Here is a 16685-nt window from a genome sequence, read left to right as displayed (position 1 = left end):
ATTTGCAGCATTTTCGCGATATTGAAAATCTAACGGACTCCGATGACGCTATTTGGTGCATTTCCGCCCATTCTATGCGGTTTTGACGTAAGTAAGGTCGTCTGCGTCCGTTACAATTTGAACAGGCCCCATTTTTGTGAAATAGCGACTGTGGTGTCCGTTACGATCAGCCTTTACTTAACTGCGCTGCCGTCCACAATGAATCGATAGCCTCAGAATCGGCTGTCAGCCGACGATCAGCGCATATACGACGCCAGGGCCGTGTACGCCGATCGTCAGATCGTTCTCAATATCCGCCGAACGGCTCGGTCCGGATATAAAATGGATGCCTGCGGGAAGCCCGCCCTGTCCGGCCTCATCGAAGTTGACCAAAATCTCGCCCAGACTCGTTTTCAAGCGATCCGCCGGAATAATGGCAAACAGCACCGTCGGCAGCAGGCTGACCGATCTGCCCTTATCCTTGGACGATAGCACCGTAATCGAGCCTGTATATGCAGCGGCATAATCCGCAAGGACCACGCCGAAATCAGACTCCGCCGCGCGTGCCTTCCACTGCTCTTGCTCATCCGTATTCCACACGCGCACGACCGCCTGCTCCAGCGCCGCCTCCAGTCCGAGCGCTTCCAGCTCAGGCTCGTTCTGACGGATCACATACCGCGCGCTCATCTCCCGGGCTTTGTTCGCGATGAATTCGCGTACCCCGCTCATATCGGCGAGCCGCTCCACGTGGCCTCCCACGCTGCGGAAGTTCTCCGTAAAGCGCTCGATGCGCTCCTCCAGCGGCCATTCGAACGCCTGCCAGAAGTCAGGCGCTCCCTTCACGGGACGTGCCGGCTTCTGCGTCACGCGCGGCCGGTTCAGCTTGGACGCGATGCCGTCCATGAACGTTTTCTGCTTGGCGCGGGACTCCCGCTCCATCTGAGCAAGCCACTCCTGATGGTCGTCCTGTGTTCCGGCACCTGCTTGTGCCCCCCTCGATGTCTCAGCCATGGCCATGTCCTCCCTTCCCGTTGCTGCGATTCTTCACGATCGCTTCCATGCGGCTTTTGATCGCCGGGTCCATCTGTCCCAGATCGTGGCGGATTTCCTGCTCCAGCGTCCCCCACTTCTCGCGGAACGTCTGCTTGGGCAGCATAGGCGTCACGCGGTAGCTGTTCCAGCCCTTGAGCGGTCCGAGCTTAATACGGATGCCGCCGTCGCGGGCTACCAGCTTTTGACCGAGCTTGCCCAGCTTCAGCATCGCGCCCATCCGGCCGGACTGCCCGGTAATCACGGCAAAGCCCTTCATGCCGATGGTCTCCATTTTATTGTCATAGCCTGCTTCCACCTTACGTCTGCGCAAAGATACCAGCATATCGTGAAGCGGGATCTTGACCGGGCAAGCCTCGTAACAGGCTCCGCACAAGCTGGAAGCATTGGCGATATCATCCCACTCCGCAACGTTCTTCTGAAGAGCAGGGGTCAGGACGGCGCCGATCGGACCGCTGTACGTGCCGCCGTAGGAATGCCCCCCGATATGACGGTAGACCGGACAGGCATTCAGACAAGCCCCACACCGGATACAGTTGAGCAGCTCCTGGAACTCAGGGTCGCCAAGCTGAAGGGAACGGCCGTTATCCACGATGATAATATGCATTTCCTCCGGTCCGTCCGCGTCAAGCTCCCGCTGCGGACCGGTAATTCCAGACATGTAGACGGTCAGCTTCTGTCCGGTAGCAGAGCGCGGAAGAAGCGTCGCCATAACCTCCAGATCGGACCAGGATGGAATGATCCGTTCCATCCCCATCAGCGTGATCTGCGTTTTCGGGACGGTTGTGACCATCCTGGCGTTGCCCTCGTTCTCGAACAGCACCATCGAGCCCGTCTCTGCAATCGCAAAGTTGCAGCCCGTCATCCCGATATCCGCCTCCAGAAACTTCTCCCGAAGCTTCTTGCGGACGAACCCGGCCAGAACCGTCGTCTCGGGCTGCAGCGTCTCGCCCGCCTCCTTGGAGAGCAGATCGGCAATCTGGTAACGATTTTTATGAATAGCGGGGATGATAATATGCGACGGGGTCTCGCCCGCCAGCTGAATGATATATTCGCCAAGGTCCGTTTCGACCGCTTCCACGCCGATGCCCTCAAGCGCGTGGTTCAGATGCAGTTCCTCGGATACCATGGACTTCGACTTAACGACAGACTTGGCCGACTTGCGCTCCGCGATAGCCAGGGAGATCCGGACTGCATCGGCCGCCGTATCGGCAAAGTGAACGTGAACCCCGTTGGCTCTGGCGTTATCCACAAATAAGTTCAGGTAATAATCGAGATGGGCGATCGTATGCAGACGAATCTGCCGTCCGCGCTCGCGCCACTCCTCCCAGTTGCCATGCTCCGCCGATGCTTTAAGCTTGCCGCTGCGCAGCCGCTCCGTCGTAAACTTGACCGCCTTGCGTAAAAACTCGTCATTCAGTGCCAGCTCCGCCCGTTCCTTGACGGTTGCTCCTGCCTGATGGGCTGCGCTCATGCCTGCTTCACTCCTTCATATAATAGCTCGGCCAAGTGCATCACCCTGACCGGTTCGTTGCGGTATCGCAGGTTCCCGGCGATGTTCATCAGACACGCCATATCCAGTCCGACAAGCACCTCGGCCTCCGTCTCCTTGATATGGTCAACCTTCTCGGTCACCATCGCACCGGAAATATCCGCCATCTTGACGGCGAACGTTCCGCCGAAGCCGCAGCAATCCTCCGCGAACGGCAACGGAACGAATTCCAGACCTTGCACCTTGCTCAGCAGCTCCATCGGCTCGTCCTTGACGCCGAGCAGACGGCTGCCGTGACAGGACGGGTGATAAGTTACCTTGTGCCTGAACTCGGCCCCAAGATCCGTGACGCCCAGTACTTGGACGAGAAATTGGGTAAACTCGTACGTCTTGTCCCGCAGCCGCTCCGCCTTGGCCAGCATAACCGGATCATCCTTGAAGAGCTCGGAGTAGTGATGAATCATATACGTACAGGACCCGGATGGAGCAATAACGAAGTCGCTGTCCTCAAATGCGGCCACAATCGTTCTGGCGCTGGTTCTGGCCTCATCCCAGTATCCGCTGTTGTAGGCGGGCTGGCCGCAGCAGGTTTGAATCGGAGGAAATTCCAGCTCGACCCCGTAGCGTGCCAAGAGGCGAACCATCGCTTCGCCCACGCGGGGAAAAATCGCATCGCTCAAGCAAGTAATAAATAAGGAGACTTTCATCATGCACCTCTCGTGTAATTGATGTTGTCAGGTTATCAGATAAGTTAATGATTTTATTATACCTTGTGGTTTTTTATTTGAATACTACTTTGTATCATTCAAATTTCGACATAAATTCACAGAATATTCTTATTTTTCAGCGCCATTAGCATGTATCGAACGTATAATAATCAAAAATACCTACATGGATGGCCCTAAATACCCAAGACCAGCAGAATGGAGTGACTGTATTGAGCAGCAAACAAACAAATGCCAGGAAGAACTTGACGATTCGAAACAAACTAGTGCTGACGTGCCTCGTCCTCTTACTGGCGCCCATCGCCATACTCGGTTCGATCATCTATCAAACGTCAGCGGAAGAGAACAACCTCCTGATCGAAAAAAATCTGAAAAATGCGGTCCATATGGCTGTCGAATTGACCTCCTTCTATGAGCAGGCCGCCAAATCAGGCGGATTAACCGAGCAGCAGGCGCAAGAACAGGTGAAAGAGCTGCTGCTCGGACCGCAGAAGGAAGGGCTCCGTCCGGTCAATTCCTCGATTGACCTCGGCGAGCACGGCTACTTCTTTATCCTTAATGAACAAGGGGATCTGCTCGCTCATCCCTTGCTGGAAGGTCAAAACATCGCAGACAAACAGACAAGCGACGGTTTTTACTATATTCAGGATATGATTACCAAAGCAAAAGCAGGAGGCGGCTTCACCACCTATTCCTGGCCTCTGCCCGATTCGACAAAGGAAGCTCCGAAAATTACATACGCCGGTCTTAGTCCTTCCTGGGGCTGGATCATAGGCGCCGGCTCCTATTACGAGGATTACAATAGCGGCCAAGTTCGCATCCTCAAAACGATCCTGCTTACGCTGGCTGTCTGTTATGTAGCAGGAGCCGTCATCCTAACCTTATTTTCTCTGCATATTTCCCGGCCGATCATGGGACTTGCCCGGCAGGCGAAGCAGTTTGCCGCCGGTGATCTGAGCAGTTACGAGCTGAAAATCCGCAACAAGGACGAAATCGGAGAATTATTCGTTTCCTTCCAGACCATGCATGCCAACTTGAAGACGCTGGCCCAGGGACTGCTGACGAGCTCGGATTCGTTGTCCGCCGCTTCGTATCAATTATCTGCGGCTACCACCGAAACAACCTCCGCCAGCACCCAAATCGCGGAAGCGGTGCAGACCGTTGCGGGAACCAATGAAGCTCAGGCCCAAAGCATCCGCGAAAGCTCCCGAGCTATGGAAGAAATGGCACTGGGCATCCAGCGCATAGCCGCTACTTCCTTATCGGTCTATGAGACCTCGATCGCAGCGCGTCAGCAAGCGGAGAAAGGTCATCGGCTCATCCATTACTCCACCGAGCAGATGAATGCGATAAGCGCCACGGTGGTCGAACTGGTCGGCATGATGCATAAGCTGGAGAACCGGTCCAACCAGATCGGAGAGATCGTTCAGGTCATGAGCGAGATTTCCTCGCAAACCAATCTGCTGGCGCTCAATGCCTCGATCGAAGCTGCCCGCGCGGGTGAGCACGGCCGCGGATTCGCCGTAGTCGCCAGCGAGGTGAAGAAGCTTGCTGAGCGCTCCAACCTGTCCGCCTCCCAAATAACGGAGCTGATCGATTCGATCCGTCACGATATCGAAACGGCGGCGGCGGCCATGGCCAAGAGCGAGCATGAGGTCGAGGAAGGCGTACAGTCGATCCGCCTTACAGGCGATACGTTCGCCCATATTCTGGCCGCTGCCCGCAGCATTGTCGAGCAGGCCCAGGAATCTTCCGGCGCTGCGGAGCAAATGTCGGCCAGCTCGCAGCAGATCGCCGCTTCCCTCCAGGAGCTCGAGCGCATGGCGACCCGATCCAGCGGCATGGCCCAGACCATCTCCGCTTCTACCGAGGAGCAGATCGCCGCGATGGAGGAAATCAGCGCTTCCGCCGAATCCCTCCAATCGATGTCTCAGGACATGCAGCAGCTCGCCCGCCGGTTCAAGCTGTAGCGAACCTGCAAAGCACCGTCAGGCGCTAGAGACGCCGGACGGTGCTTTTTGGCTTTTGCTTTTGCTTTTGCTTTTGCTTTGGCATGCCGCAGAAGACCGTATCACGCCAGGCTGCTTACCCGTTGCGGCTCATCTCCCGGTATTTGCTCGGGGTGATGCCCTCCTGTTTTTTGAAGATCCGGTTGAAGTAGCTATGCTGGTAACCGACATGCTCGGCCACATCGTTGATTTTCAACTCCGTCTCGCGCAGAAGCTCCTTCGCCTTGTCCATCCTAAGCTCGGTGAGATAGTCGATGAAGTTTTTGCCTGTTACCTGTTTGAATGACTTGCTCAGGTTGAACGGGTTGGTACCGATATGGTCCGAGCAGCTCTCAAGTGAAATATCCTGCATGTAGCGGTCCTGCAAATACCTCATGGCCTGCTCGATAAGCCTCTTGACCTGGGAATCGGAACGGCCGGTCAGCTCCGCCAGATACGGGGCAACTACCCGTTCCCTGAACCAGGCGAGCATTCGCTCAGGCTCCCGGATCTGCGAGAGCTGCTCGTACAGATTGACGCAATCGTATAATCGGTTCGGCTGAATCCCCGAGCTCATCACCGCATGCTGCACGCTGCCGAGAAGATGGAGCATCCCCTGCTGTACGTCAATCTCCTTGGCTCCCTTGGCGGTAAGCACCTCCAGGATCGCCTCCAGCAGTTGGCCGCCATCCGCCTCCCGCCCCGTTCTAAGGGCATGAATAAATTCCCGCTCCAGGGTAAACGGATACTGCGGCTCGGAGAGCTCGTCGCTCTCCCGCTGCAGCCACTCCTCCATATCGATAAACTGATTCTCACTCTCAAAGTCACGCTGGCCCAGCGCCCGCTTCGTCTCCTCGAAGGCAAGCGGCACATCCGCGATCCGGTCTATCGGGCGGCTGACCACCAAGGTGACCCGCATCTTCAGAATACGGTTAACCGTGTTAGTCAGCTCTTCCCCGAACGACCGGATGTCCGGCAGAGGTAAGCCTTCCTTGGGAACGGTCAGCAGAACGGCGGCCGTCAGGTCGTGAAAATTGATCGTATCGCTCTGCCCGAACCGCTCCTGTGCGATCTCTCCGATCATATTGACCGCTGCGAAGGTCACCAGACCTTCATCCCCATCCTTGAATTTCCCCCCTAAACTGGTAATTCCCGTGAGTCTAATGTGAAGAACAATAAAGCGATGATTCGTTACCTCCCAGCGGTACCTCTCCATTCTCCGCAGCAGGTCCTCTTCCGAATAAGCGAACAGGTAGCCCTGCAGCAATTGATGAAGGAAGCTTTCCTTAACATGGGGCAGCTGCTCCGATAACCGGCTTTGCAGCTCGCCGCTTTCGCGGTGAAGATGCTGCCACTGCCGCTCGATCAGCGTGAGCTCATCGTCATGCCCGTCAGAGGCCGTCTTGCCGCTCAGCAGCATCTGCATCAGCCGGTCGATCGGCGTATAGATACTGCGCGAAGCAAGCCAGGCCAGCAGTCCCGCCAGCAGCAGGGCTCCGAGGCTCGCCGCGATGATGACCTTCGAGATCAGCACGACGGGAGACGTGATGCTTGTAATCGGCGAAGCGGACACATACATCCAGTTGTCGGCAATCCGCGAAAAGCCCCCGTAAGTAACCGCATAGGTCGATCGATTCCAGGTAAAGAAGAAGGAGCCTTGCTTGTCCTTCCTTGATGCAATCTGTTCCTTCAGGCTGTTAATAAGCGGTGAGGCTCCGCCTTGGCTGCCCGAGGAAGCATATACTTCCCCGTTGTTCTGCATCAGGAAGGCCTCCCCTTCATTGTACGGGGTCATCGTGCTTAGCATGGAAGCTACCTTCTCCTGATCCATACGAATCAGCAATGCGCCGAACGGCTTCAGAGCGCCTCCCGGTATATGGTGCACGAGCGTCAAGTCCTTCTCATCAGGACGGCCCGGTTCAAAGGCCGACTGGGTCCAATAGGTGCTTTTCGGGGAGCGAAGCAGTCCCTCGTATACCTGCTCTACATCGTCCTGCAGCATGACATTGTACTGGGGATTGAACAGGAGCGACGGGCTGCGCTGCAAGTAAAGCTCGACTCTTCTCGTCATCGTGTTGGATCCCTGCATAACCAGCAAGGTTTTGGTGATGTCCCATGCTTTCTCGTAGTTGTAGACGAAATCCGGCTCGTTCAGCATATAATCGAATTTGGAGTCGAACGCCCAGTGGGAAAGCATAAGCTCCAGATTGTTTAACTGTTCGTCAATATTTCCGGCCCGCTGCTCGATCTGGGCATTATGAAGGTGAAGCAATTCGCTCTCCAGGCGCCCCCCGGCTATCCCGTACACGACGGCTCCGGTGATCAGACCTGGAATCGCTGAAACGATCAGGAGCAAGACGAGACTTTTGCGATAAAATCTTCTTGTGCTGCCGGGAAAGCGGTCTATGACTTGCCTAAACCTGCTTGTCATCCTCTGGATCATGATTCCACCAACCTTGTCTTGTAAACGCCTTCATCCTGTCGGCCTTTTGCTAACGACATAAAGGGTACTTACACCATAAACCACGAGACTAACTAGATTCAAGTTAATAACTGGATTTTTTGTTTGTATTTTTTTGTTTCAGTTTGAATAATCTTGGTTTGAAGCAGAAAAAGGGCCATATCGCGGAGATATGGCCCTTTTTTACTAGTTATTTTTTGCTGGCTGCGTACAGATCGTTCATTTCTTTGACTAATTCGTCGCCGCCGCTCTTCTTCCAGAGCTCGAAGGCCGCCTTCAGCGCCGCTTCGTCGATTTGACCGACAATAAACTTGATGCGGGCATCATTGATAATATTATCAAGCTGAGCGCCTTTTTGCGAGTAAACTGTCGAGATGAACGGCTCGGCCGGGTTGGCTACGATCGACTTCTCATTTTCCTTGATGGTTTCCGTTTGCTTGATACGCAGCGGGGTTTGCTTCACAGTCAAGCCGCGATCCTTTGGAATAAATGGAATCATTTGATTCAAGCCTTCCACTTCGGACTCAAGCAAGGCTGTATCCTTCGAGCGTTCGATGTGCTCTCCGACCTTCGTATAATGCTTACCCTCAAGCCCGTAGCCTGCCATCGTATGCATCTCAGGCTCGTTCATTTTGTCCAGGAAGGTCAAGACCCGCTTCAGTTCTTCTTCCGTCTTCACCGATGATTTCGGGATGGCGAGCAATCCGGCATAGCCGGAGGTCGGCAAGGTGCGCAGGCCGTTCGGTCCCGTGACTCCCCCGAGCACATCCATGAAGTGTACATCCGGCTGATCCTTGCCTTCCTTGGCAAGCGCCGCATGAATCTTGTCGTCTACCCGTGCAGCCGTATCGATAACATCCACGATCACGCCAGCCTGGTTGTTCACGACAGGGTCGGACCATTTGGCGGAATCCATGACTGCGAAGTCCTGGTTGATCAGCTTCTCATCATACAGCTTCTTCATAAACTTCAACGCTTCCACATACTCGGCAGTCTGATGCTCAGGCACCAGCTTGTTGTCGACTACTCCCCATTTATTAGGCGAGCCGAACCACAGCTTGATCGTATCGAAGCCGCTGGCCCATTGACCCGTCCATTTTACCAATACCATGCCGTAGGTATCGGCCTTTCCGTTCTTGTCGGGATCCTTCTCTTTAAACGCTTTTAACATATTATAAAAATCATCAATCGTTTTTGGAGTCTGCATACCTACAGCTTCCAGCCAATCCTTGCGGAACACGATCCCATTGCGTCCGAGATCGCGCCCACGGTATATGCCATAATTTTTCCCGTCTACGGATGAGTTATTCAGAATAACCGGATTAGCTTCGCTTAAGGTCTTGTAATCCTTGAGGTGCGGACCAATTTCCCAGAAAGCTCCGGATTTCGCCGCATTAATGAAGCTTGGCGACTTGACATCGGGCACATACATGATGTGGGGCAGCTTGCCGGAAGCAAGTGTGATATTAAATTTGTCAACGTAAGAGGCGTTAGGCACCCATTCGAAGTGGATCTTGGAATTCGTGTACTTTTCAATCTCAGCTGCAACCGGACTTCCGTCCTTCGGGTAATTCGTCTTAAAGATCGGCAGCATCACGGTCAGATCGAGCGGAGCCTGCTGCTTTGCCTCGGTGCCCGCGGGGGCTGGAGCCGGTGCGGACGTTCCTGCGGGCGCACTCCCCCCGCCTTGCGAACAGCCAGCCAGCGATACGGCGGCCAGTGTACCTACGGATACGATGGATACCCAGCGTTTACCTTTGTTGCGTTTACGTTGATCTTTCATTGAATAGAACCTCCCTTATTGGATTATGTCTATTTAAGAAAAGCTTCTGTTCGAAGCCATTTCTACGAGGCCAGACCGTCTTTGACGGTTGCTTTTCTTGCGAGCAGAAGGTTCCTTTGCGCTTCTCGCGCTTAGGACTGAACCTTCTTGGCTCTTAAGAAAAGCTTCTGTTCGAAGCCATTTCTACGAGGCCAGACCGTCCGCCGCCCCACGGGTACCGGTTGCCCTGTACTCATGTGCGGCAGGACGACAGTACTGCCTATGCTTGGTAATCAAGCATCAGCCCTTGACCGAACCGATCAGCACGCCTTTGGCAAAATGCTTCTGCAGGAACGGATACACCATCAGAATAGGCAGCGTCCCTACCACGATGACAGCCATCTTGACGGATTGCTCCGGCGGCTGAACGAAATTCGGATCCATCGCAGACATATCCCCGGCAGCGGCGTGGGACAGCAGAACAATTTGTCTCAGCATAACTTGAAGCGGCCATTTGGTCGGATCGTTAATATAGAGCAAGGCTCCGAAAAAGTCGTTCCAATGGCCGACGGCGTAAAACAGGGTGAAGGTCGCCAGCACCGGCTTGGATAAGGGAAGCACGATTTTCCACAGCAACCCAAGCTCCGAGCAGCCGTCGATTCGGGCCGCTTCTTCCAGCTCCGGCGGAAGCTCCTGGAAAAAGTTTTTGACGATAATCAGGTTGAAGGCGTTGATAGCCCCAGGCAGAAAGAGCGCTCCATACGTATCGAGCAGCCCCAGCTCCCGGATTACGAGATAAGTCGGAACCATCCCGCCGCCGAACAGCATCGAGAAAATAACCAGATTCAACACCAGGTTGCGTCCCATCAAGGAACGTTTGGCGAGTGCGTAAGCCATCGTCACGGTAAAGCACAGGTTAACCAGCGTTCCGACTACCGTTACAAAGATCGAGACAAAAATGCTTCGCGTAATGGTATCGGTCGAGAACACGAATTTGTAAGCATCCAGTGAAAAGGTTTCCGGGATCAAAATCACGGCCCTCTTGGTTAACTCGGCGTCGGAGGCGAACGACCCGCCGATAACAAAGATAAACGGGAGGATAGCGGCCAGCGCGAACAGGCCCAGCACAATATAGTTCGCGGTGTCAAAGATCGTTCCGCCCAAAGTTCGGTATTGTTTTGCCACGTTTGGTCTCCTCCTTCGTCAGTATAGTCCGGATTGTCCGAATTTTTTGGCTAAATAGTTGGTACCCAGCACCATGGTTACCCCGATGACTGCCTTGAACAGCCCAACTGCCGTACTGTAGCTGAATGCCCCTTGAGTAATCCCCATCATATACACATACGTGTCAAAGACCTCGGCTACTTCGCGGTTCAACGGATTGAGCATCAGGTAAATTTGCTCGAAGCCGTTATCCAGCACATGCCCCATCCGGAGGATAAGCAGGATCACGATCGTGCTGCGGATAGAAGGCAGCGTAATATGCCACATCTTCCTCCAGCGGCTTGCACCGTCCACGGTAGCGGCCTCATACTGCTCCACATCGACGCCGGCGAGCGCCGCCAGGAAGATGATCGTCCCCCAGCCGCATTCCTTCCAGATCGTCTGGATGAGGATCAGGGGCCGGAACCAGTCGGGACTTGCGAGGAAATTGATCTTCGTTCCGGTATATTGGTAAATATACTCGTTAACGACACCGCCCTCGGTCGTCAGAAACACATACGTCATACTGGCCACGATGACCATCGAGATAAAATGCGGTACATAAATCAACGTCTGAACCGTACGCTTGAAGACCGCCAGCCGAATCTCGTTCAGCAGCAGCGCCAGCACGATCGGTGCAGGAAAGAAGAAAATCAGATTATAGAAGGACAGTATTAACGTGTTTCGCAGCAGCATGAAAAAGTCGGGGTTCCCAAAAAACAGACGAAAATGCTCCAGCCCTACCCATTCGCTTTTCCAAAATCCTGTAAAAGGCTGATAGTTCTTGAACGCCAGCAGTACCCCCCACATCGGGACATACTTAAATACTAAAAAGTAAAGCAGTCCCGGCAGCAGCAGGACATAGATCCATCTGTCTCTTTTAAGTCGCCCCAGCACGTTCGACCGTTGGAGGCTTGCTCTCGGCTTTACGTCTCGTTGACCGGCTGTCATTTCTTTCATACCTTCCCTCACCTCCATGGTTAGTTCGCGGGTTATGAGTTCGTTTCTCATTAAGGAGACGGCCCGTTCGCTTTCCCGTTCCGCCGTTCAATTCCGCTTTCCATTCCGCTTCCGCATCCTCGTCAGCGGTGTAGCTTGAGTATGCCTGTATTCCGATTTTCCGGCAATCAGACATTTTTGGTAGCGGTACAAAGCGCCGAAAACCGCTGTCCTGGCGGGTTATTTTAAGAAAGTGCAAATTACGCAAGATAAGAAAAATACCCGTCGTAGCGAATAACAGCAGGACTTGATACACAGTGGAGAGACAACGAAGACAGGACTCTTGGCCCCATCGATTCCATGCCGTTCTTCCCCTTTCCTAGTAGAGCGATCTGAAGGTAATATTGGAGGTTACGGTTAACGGACAATTTCTAAATACGATTTTTTGCACAAAAATGGCTCACTTTCACCTTAGGCGGGAGTATGTACGATTTTTCGTATAAAACACAAGCTTCGAGCAACTATATGCGCCTCTTTATACGATTTTTCGTACAAAAACGGCGCATTTTCACCTTGGGCGGGGATATATGTACGATTTTTCGTATAAAATGCAAGCTTCGAGCAACTATATGCGCCTCTTTATACGATTTTTCGTACAAAAACGGCGCATTTTCACCTTAGGCAGGAATATACGTTCGATTTTTCGTATAAAACCGTTAGCGGTTGGGATGGACACGGATACGGATGTAAGGGACATACTGGAGGCTGTCGATTCATTGTGGACGGCAGCGCAGTTAAGTAAAGGCTGATCGTAACGGACACCACAGTCGCTATTTCACAAAAATGGGGCCTGTTCAAATTGTAACGGACATAGACGACCTTACTTACGTCAAAACCGCATAGAATGGGCGGAAATGCACCAAATAGCGTCATCTGAGTCCGTTAGATTTTCAATATCGCGAAAATGCTGCAAATAGAGACTCTGAGGTCCGTTAGCGAAAGCAGAACGTTTCAACTCAGTTACTCACAATGAATCGACAGCCTCATATTGGACCGTTAGAGCGACAATTTCTTGGTTTTCCAGGCGATTGAGACCGCTAAGAGTACGCCTTGTCCGTTACATGTTTCATCAAGCCCAAATCTGCTTCTAAGAGGACGCCATGTCCGTTAGCCGATCCCGACACCCATGCAGGTATTGAAGGACAAGGAACGTTACTTCGTATACGTTCTACTAGACCAGGCAAGAGCCAGTCAAGCCTTCTAACGGTACGCTTGCAGCCCCCGCCCGGTCGACTGCCCTCCGTATGCAAAAGAGCCCTTCCCTCAACTCAGGAAAGAGCCCTTCCGCTTGCATCGTTGTCAGCCTGTCTGAATCAGCCTTAACCGGGTTAGCGCGTCACTCCCGGTTTAGCAGATAAGTGCGAAGTTTAATTGACTCGATCCCGGCCAGCAGTACAATGCCAATGCCATGAGTATCGTTCAGCTGCCAGGTCAGCTCGTCTTTGTAATAGTATTTCGAGTAGGAATACCCCGAACCCCGGCATACGCCATACACATTGCCATGCTTATCGATGCATCGGGCCTCCAGTCCCCGCCAGCCTCGCTCCACCGCATGTACGAATGGCTCCGGCTCCTCGATCCAGCCGAAACGTATGCCTCTCGCGAAGGCATACAGAAACATGGAGGTGCAGGAAGCTTCCTCGTACGAGTCCGGATCGGTGAGCACTTGATGCCAAAGACCGTTTTTCCCTTGCAGGCGAAGATAGCCCTGACATAACTCCAGATAGAAGGCAAGCAGCTCTCCGCGCAGCTCATGGTCCTCCGGCATGACCGCCAGCAGCTCGCTCAGCGAGAAGAGCACCCAGCCGTTGCCCCGCCCCCAGGCAATGCCGTTCGGCTTGTTGAACTTGAGATCGTACACATGATGCATGATGCTCGATTCCGGCATCCATAACCGGCTGCGGTACAGCAGGAACTGGCGGGCGGCATCGTCCAGGTATGCCTGGTCTCCCACCAGCTCATAGTAGCCGCAGAGGAAGGGGACGCTCATATACAAATCGTCGCACCACATAGTTCCCTGCATGAAATCCGTCGTCCCCCTGACACGATATAAAGCCCCGTCAGGCAGACGATCCTGCTCCCGGCTTATATACCGGGCGATCCTGGCCGCCGCTTCCTCAGCTCCACAAAGCTTGCGCTCCTTGTGAGCCTTCAGCATGACGGCTCCGAAGGAGCCGCAATCATCAAGGCTGTCGATCAGCGTAAGCTGATGATTGATTCCGGGGGAGCCGTACGCAGCCTGATCCCATCTCGCATAAGCATCCAGCCGGGTGCACTGCTCGATATGGTCGGCGGCATAGTCTACATAGTGGCGGATGCCCAGCTCCTGCCCGGTCTGCAGCAAGCCATATAAAGTAACGCCCAGGGGATAGTTCCATTTGCCGAACATGCCATTCTCCAGATAAGGTCTGATCCAGGTGGACGGCAGATCCGCCCGCCAGTAGACGCGGGTTCCGACGTCTTCGACCGGGATCTCCGGGCCAGACGCTGCGCCTGCGATATGACTGTTGCCGGCCTCGGAATACCGGGAGCTTCCCTCCTCAGCCTGGCTCGCGCCACTTGGAAATACCCGGTCCACCCTCGTTACCTCCCCGGGAACAGGTGCACTCCCCGCCTCGAAGGGACCGAGGTACAGCCATGGCTCCTTGAGCCCCTCCACCGGGACAGGCTGCTCCAAGCGAAGCCCCGAATCCTGCGACAGCTGATCGAATGCGATCCCCCAGCTGTCGTTCCCTGGACACGTGGAAAGCACCGTCAGGTCATGCTGTCCGTAAGGAACATCAAGCTCCACGTGAAATTTCCCTTCGCTTTCAGCCGACTCCCATACAAGCTGACCATTCAAAAATAATGAAAACGGACCGCTGTGAGTCCCGCTGAGCACCGCACGCTGAGTTCGAATGCTCGTGCTTGACAGTCTGCTCCAAGCGAAGCCCTGCTGCTCCGGCGAGCAGCCGAACACTCTGGCGAAGCAGCCCTTCCCTGCCTCCACCTGCGGCCATCCGCTCTCAGGAAGCCACTTATGCGAGTGCGCCGTCTCCTCGGCCCCCGGCTTTGGAAACTCCGTCCAGGCCGCTGCCTGCGGCTCGCTGTATACCCAGCCCTCCTGGCCCTCCCTCTCCGGGGTCGGAGCCAAGTAATGGAGAGGCGCGCCCTTCACCGAGCCTGTGCCGAAGCGGCCGCCGCAGCCGGTTCCTGTCTTGACGAATTCCAGAACCACATGATTCCAGCCCTGCTGCAGCGGAGCGCGAAACCACGCTATGCGGTCCGGAAATACATCCTCATTCAGGTTCGAGCGAAATACGGTCTCCCCATTGAACAGGACACGCAGAGGACCGTAGCAGCTTACGCTGAACGGCAGCTCCGAGGCCTGGTCGACCCATAGTCGGCTCCAGGCGTACACGTACTGCCCGTCCTCCAGCTCCGTGAAGCGTTCCTCCATGTTCATCTCGTAGCGGTAGTCGGCTCCCCGGCGAAAGCCGTCCGTGCGGTGCGTCCGGTACACCGGAGGCTGCTTCGGGTGGGAGCCGATATAACGGTTCGCAATGGCGGTGAGAACGGCTTCCGTCTGGCCTGCGCTTTTACGCGCTATGGAGTCTTGTTCGTCAAAGTATGGCTGCTGCATGAACCCTCTTCTCCTTCCATTTGGCATGGTGTGCTTATATGAGCGCTGCCTGTCTATCCGCTTCCTTAAACTTCTCCTCCCGGATACAGCGTGGAGCTGTACAGCCGCTTCGGTTGACGCAGCGGGGAGCCAGGCACCGCAGCGGAGAGATCGCGCGGACGGCTGGCAAATACATAAGCCGTCTCCTGGTCGTAGATGATCACCTGCTCCCGCCCTTCTCCGAACAGGTCGGCATGCGCAGCATAGCCGTCTACCGGAAATACCGTCACGGCATTCAGATGGCCGTCATACAACGTCGGGAACACCCCGCCGCCCCGGCGGTAAGCGAGGATATAGTCTAGCTGGCCGTCATCCCAGCCGCTGAGCGTCTCGATGATCGTAAGCCAGCCCCCGGTCGTACGCTCTTCCTTCCAAACCTCCTGCCCTTCCGCATCCAGCAGAAACAGGGCATCCTTGCCGCTCGTACTGAGCTTGTCGCCCGTATCTCCCCTCACGATCCGGTCGAGACCGGCGATCTGCAGACCCGGAAGATCGCTGCGGAACTTGCCGAGCGCCACATGCTGGGACTCGATCGATCCGTCGTAACGCCATAGTTCCCGGCCCTGCTTGTCATACATCACGGTCACACTGCCGCCGATGACCAGCTCCGGCTCTCCGTCTCCATTCACATCGCCGACCCAGATGCAATCTGCATGATCCTCCAGCTCGAGGCAGCTCCAGAGCTTCTTGCCCTGGTGATCCAGCAGGTCGTAACCGGCCATCACCTCATCACGGCCGTCGCCGTTCAGATCATAGACCCAAGGAAAGTGCCCCGGATTGCCCTCATGCGTCCACAATAGCTCCAGATTGCGGTTCAGCGCCCACATCCGGCGGTAACGATCCTTCAGGATCACATCGCTGGCTTTTTCTCCACCCGAAAGATTCGCGATAATGATGCAGTCATGCGCCTGCGGATCGGGCAGCTCGTACTCCGCCTTGACCCCTCCGGTTGCCCCGTCCAGCAGAAGAAAACGCCCATCCATCACGCATAGAACCTCCAGCTTGCCGTCTCCATCCAGATCATAGAGCTGAGCCGGATAATCCGATCCCGGCCCTCCCGCCTGTTCGCTTGGCTTGCCTGTCTGCCATAGAAGACGGCCATCCAGATCATAGGCCGTGACGCATTGCACATGATGGGGAATATATCGGACATCCTGACGGTCGTCCGGCTGAACGAGTACCAGCTCCATCCGGCCGTCACCATTTATATCGCCGATCAGCAGCTTGCAGCGGGGACCCGCCCCTCGAATATCCACTTTGCCGAGCAGTTCGGCGTTCGTTGGGATTGTCATGTCTAATGAACCTCCTTCTTCCTTCCAGCCTAACCGGATCATAAATCATTCCGCGCGGAGACGGCAATCATAC

General features: G+C 54.8%; 10 protein-coding genes. 1 reads left to right on the top strand and 9 read right to left on the bottom strand.

What is annotated here, in order from left to right:
* Positions 1 to 225: 225 nt before the first annotated feature.
* From GSF01_RS20465 to GSF01_RS20455, 3 genes are read right to left on the bottom strand one after another with little or no spacing between them, the layout of a single operon-like run.
* Positions 226 to 990, bottom strand: coding sequence for a LutC/YkgG family protein (locus tag GSF01_RS20465; protein ID WP_159887159.1), 765 nt, complete (start codon positions 988 to 990; stop codon positions 226 to 228).
* Positions 983 to 2503 carry a LutB/LldF family L-lactate oxidation iron-sulfur protein gene (locus GSF01_RS20460; protein ID WP_159887158.1) on the bottom strand — a complete coding sequence of 507 codons (1521 nt, stop codon included), beginning with the start codon at positions 2501 to 2503 and terminating at the stop codon, positions 983 to 985. Before GSF01_RS20460 ends, GSF01_RS20465 begins: the two co-directional genes overlap by 8 nt.
* Entirely contained in the window at positions 2500 to 3228 is a 729-nt protein-coding gene (locus tag GSF01_RS20455; RefSeq protein WP_159887203.1) for a (Fe-S)-binding protein, read from the bottom strand. Before GSF01_RS20455 ends, GSF01_RS20460 begins: the two co-directional genes overlap by 4 nt.
* Before the next feature lie 230 nt (positions 3229 to 3458).
* Between GSF01_RS20455 and GSF01_RS20450 the strand changes: the two genes are divergently transcribed.
* Entirely contained in the window at positions 3459 to 5216 is a 1758-nt protein-coding gene (locus GSF01_RS20450; RefSeq protein ID WP_159887157.1) for a methyl-accepting chemotaxis protein, read from the top strand.
* Positions 5217 to 5331: 115 nt separating this feature from the next.
* Here GSF01_RS20450 and GSF01_RS20445 read toward each other — a convergent pair whose 3' ends face one another.
* From GSF01_RS20445 to GSF01_RS20420, 6 genes are all read right to left on the bottom strand, one after another.
* Positions 5332 to 7677, bottom strand: coding sequence for a helix-turn-helix domain-containing protein (locus GSF01_RS20445; RefSeq protein ID WP_235941641.1), 2346 nt, complete (start codon positions 7675 to 7677; stop codon positions 5332 to 5334).
* Between the two features lie 208 nt (positions 7678 to 7885).
* Positions 7886 to 9478 carry an extracellular solute-binding protein gene (locus GSF01_RS20440; RefSeq protein WP_159887156.1) on the bottom strand — a complete coding sequence of 531 codons (1593 nt, stop codon included), beginning with the start codon at positions 9476 to 9478 and terminating at the stop codon, positions 7886 to 7888.
* A 279-nt stretch (positions 9479 to 9757) separates the two neighbouring features.
* Positions 9758 to 10642, bottom strand: a complete 885-nt coding sequence (locus GSF01_RS20435) for a carbohydrate ABC transporter permease (protein ID WP_159887155.1) — start codon at positions 10640 to 10642, stop codon at positions 9758 to 9760.
* An 18-nt stretch (positions 10643 to 10660) separates the two neighbouring features.
* Positions 10661 to 11611 (bottom strand): ABC transporter permease, encoded by a 951-nt coding sequence (locus GSF01_RS20430; protein WP_407945784.1) that lies wholly within the window; start codon positions 11609 to 11611, stop codon positions 10661 to 10663.
* A gap of 1384 nt (positions 11612 to 12995) precedes the next feature.
* Positions 12996 to 15281, bottom strand: a complete 2286-nt coding sequence (locus tag GSF01_RS20425) for a glycoside hydrolase family 88/105 protein (RefSeq protein WP_159887153.1) — start codon at positions 15279 to 15281, stop codon at positions 12996 to 12998.
* A 65-nt stretch (positions 15282 to 15346) separates the two neighbouring features.
* Positions 15347 to 16612, bottom strand: coding sequence for a hypothetical protein (locus GSF01_RS20420; RefSeq protein ID WP_159887152.1), 1266 nt, complete (start codon positions 16610 to 16612; stop codon positions 15347 to 15349).
* Positions 16613 to 16685 lie beyond the last annotated feature (73 nt).

The sequence above is a fragment of the Paenibacillus puerhi genome, assembly GCF_009846885.1.
In the GTDB taxonomy this organism is placed as follows: domain Bacteria; phylum Bacillota; class Bacilli; order Paenibacillales; family NBRC-103111; genus Paenibacillus_G; species Paenibacillus_G puerhi.
This window is presented reverse-complemented; position numbering and strand designations above follow the sequence as displayed.